Below are 2,955 nucleotides of genomic sequence, written 5' to 3' on the forward strand. Positions count from 1 at the left end.
TTTTTCAGAAAGAAGGAATTCAACTATGAAAAAACAATTGGCAGCAATCTTTGCAGCAACAGCAGTTTTGGGTGTAACTACTGCATTCGCAGCTAACCCATTCTCCGATGTAACTCCAGATTCTTGGGCATACCAAGCAGTTTCCCAATTGGCAAACGCTGGTATCGTTAACGGTTACCCAGATGGCACTTTCAAAGGCCAAAACAACATCACTCGTTACGAAATGGCTCAAATGGTAGCTAAAGCTATGGCTAACCAAGATCGCGCTAACGCTGAACAACAAGCTATGATCAACCGTTTGGCTGATGAATTCTCCAACGAATTGAACAACTTGGGCGTTCGTGTAGCTCGTTTGGAAGACCGCGTTGGTAACGTAAAAGTTACTGGTGATGCTCGTCTTCGTTACCGTGACACTGAAAATGGTAAATCCAAATTCGATGCTCGTGCACGTGTACAATTCAATGCAAAAGTTAACGATCGTACAGATGCTGTAGTTCGTTTGACTTCTGGTAACTTTGAATTGGGTAACTCCTCTACTGGTGGTAATGCAGACGCTCAAATCGACCGTGCATATGTTAACCATAAATTCGGTGAACGCGCATCCTTGAAAGCTGGTCGTTTTAACCAAGTTATTGGTGGCGGCTTAGCATTTGATGGTACTTTCGACGGTGCTCAATTGAACGTTGGTAACGACAAAATCAAAGCACAAGCAGCTTATGGTTACATGGTATCCGGCGAAGCAGCTGGCAAGACTAAAGAACAAAACGTAACTAATACTTACCTTGGCTTAACTGGTAAAGTAGGTAAACATACTATGCTAGGTGGTTTCTACGATCGTGTAAACCAATCCACTGGTTATAAAAACGTATATGGCTTCAACGCTGACGCTAACTTCGACAAAGTTTGGGTAGGCGGCGAATGGTTGAAAGCTTCCAACGTTGACGAATCTACTGCATGGACTGCAGGCGTTGGTTATGGTAACTACGACATCAAAAAACAAGGTACTTGGGACGTAAAAGGTCAATACTTCAATGCAAAAGAAAATGCTCCAATCGTAGATACAACTTATAACCACTTGTACACTACAGGTGCTAAAGGTTGGATGGCATCCGTTGACTACGCTTTACAAAACAACGTAGGCTTGTCCGCTAACTACGGCTTCAACTGGAAAGATCAAGACGGTGATAAATTAGATAACTTCTACCGTGCTGACCTTAACTACAAATTCTAATTTGATAGTTAATCATACAAAAGAGACTCCTTTGGGAGTCTCTTTTTTGTGTTAAAGATAGATAGAAAGATGAAAGGGTTATATTACTGATTTAAAAGGTATTATAACTACTGTTTTTAGTATAGCTAGTAAGAATATTCTTGTTTAAATTATGCTTGATATTAATAATATTAATCAATATGAATATATTTAATTAGAAATATTAATGAAAATGTATATTTATGGCTGTTAATAATCTTTTTCTGTATAAAACTATAAAGATGAAGTAGAAGTTCATGAAGATAGATTACAACTGAGTTCATGAAACTTTTAAAATTATAAGTTGTGATTGATAAGACTAAAAATATGAGTTAAGGCTTTACATACAAAAAAAGGTTGTGCTACTATCACTGTACAAGACATGATAAACACGTGAAATTAAGATTTTCGATATAGAATGTGGTGAGGAAACATGGACACTCCCAATGAATTCACAATCTGAAGATCTGAGCAAAATGTGTGAGTTATGACTTGTAACATTTTAATTTTCTATTTTTCAGAAAGAAGGAATTCAACTATGAAAAAACAATTGGCAGCAATCTTTGCAGCAACAGCAGTTTTGGGTGTAACTACTGCATTCGCAGCTAACCCATTCTCCGATGTAACTCCAGATTCTTGGGCATACCAAGCAGTTTCCCAATTGGCAAACGCTGGTATCGTTAACGGTTACCCAGATGGCACTTTCAAAGGCCAAAACAACATCACTCGTTACGAAATGGCTCAAATGGTAGCTAAAGCTATGGCTAACCAAGATCGCGCTAACGCTGAACAACAAGCTATGATCAACCGTTTGGCTGATGAATTCTCCAACGAATTGAACAACTTGGGCGTTCGTGTAGCTCGTTTGGAAGACCGCGTTGGTAACGTAAAAGTTACTGGTGATGCTCGTCTTCGTTACCGTGACACTGAAAATGGTAAATCCAAATTCGATGCTCGTGCACGTGTACAATTCAATGCAAAAGTTAACGATCGTACAGATGCTGTAGTTCGTTTGACTTCTGGTAACTTTGAATTGGGTAACTCCTCTACTGGTGGTAATGCAGACGCTCAAATCGACCGTGCATATGTTAACCATAAATTCGGTGAACGCGCATCCTTGAAAGCTGGTCGTTTTAACCAAGTTATTGGTGGCGGCTTAGCATTTGATGGTACTTTCGACGGTGCTCAATTGAACGTTGGTAACGACAAAATTATGGCTCAAGCTGCATACGGTTACATGGTATCTGGCGATGCAGCTGGCTTGACTAAAGAGGAAAATGTTACTGATCTTATCGTAAATGTTAATGGTAAAGTTGGTAAACATGCTACAGTTGGTGGTTTCTATGACCGTATTAACCAAGATGATGATGTTAGAAACGTATATGGTTTCAATGTTGATGCTAACTTCGATAAAATTTGGGTTGGTGGCGAATGGTTGAAAGCTTCTAGCCTTGAAGAATCTCAAGCTTGGACAGCAGGCGTAGGTTATGGTAACTACGATATCAAAAAACAAGGTACTTGGGGCGTAAAAGGTCAATACTTTAATGCAAAAGAAAATGCTCCTATTATTGATACTACTTACAACCACATCTACACTACAGATGCTAAAGGTTGGATGGCTTCCGTTGACTATGCATTACAAAACAATGTAGGCTTAACAGCTAACTACGGTTTTGATTGGAAAGATCAAAACGGTAATGATAAAG

General features: G+C 39.2%; 2 protein-coding genes. Both read left to right on the forward strand.

The window, feature by feature from the left end; all coding sequences use genetic code 11:
* The first annotated feature begins 25 nt into the window (after positions 1-25).
* Complete coding sequence (locus tag Q0507_RS03360; RefSeq protein ID WP_298712359.1) at positions 26-1,231, forward strand: putative porin; 1,206 nt, start codon at positions 26-28, stop codon at positions 1,229-1,231.
* A gap of 556 nt (positions 1,232-1,787) precedes the next feature.
* Positions 1,788-2,955, forward strand: a 1,168-nt coding sequence (locus tag Q0507_RS03365) for a putative porin (protein ID WP_298712362.1), incomplete at its 3' end; no start/stop codon positions are given.

Origin of the sequence: uncultured Veillonella sp. (assembly GCF_938010505.1) — a bacterium.
Lineage (GTDB): Bacteria > Bacillota > Negativicutes > Veillonellales > Veillonellaceae > Veillonella.

What these genes read in the sequence shown, in the direction of transcription:
- Q0507_RS03360 (WP_298712359.1), top strand. Translation starts at nt 26, where the DNA reads ATGAAAAAACAATTGGCAGCAATCTTTGCAGCAACAGCAGTTTTGGGT.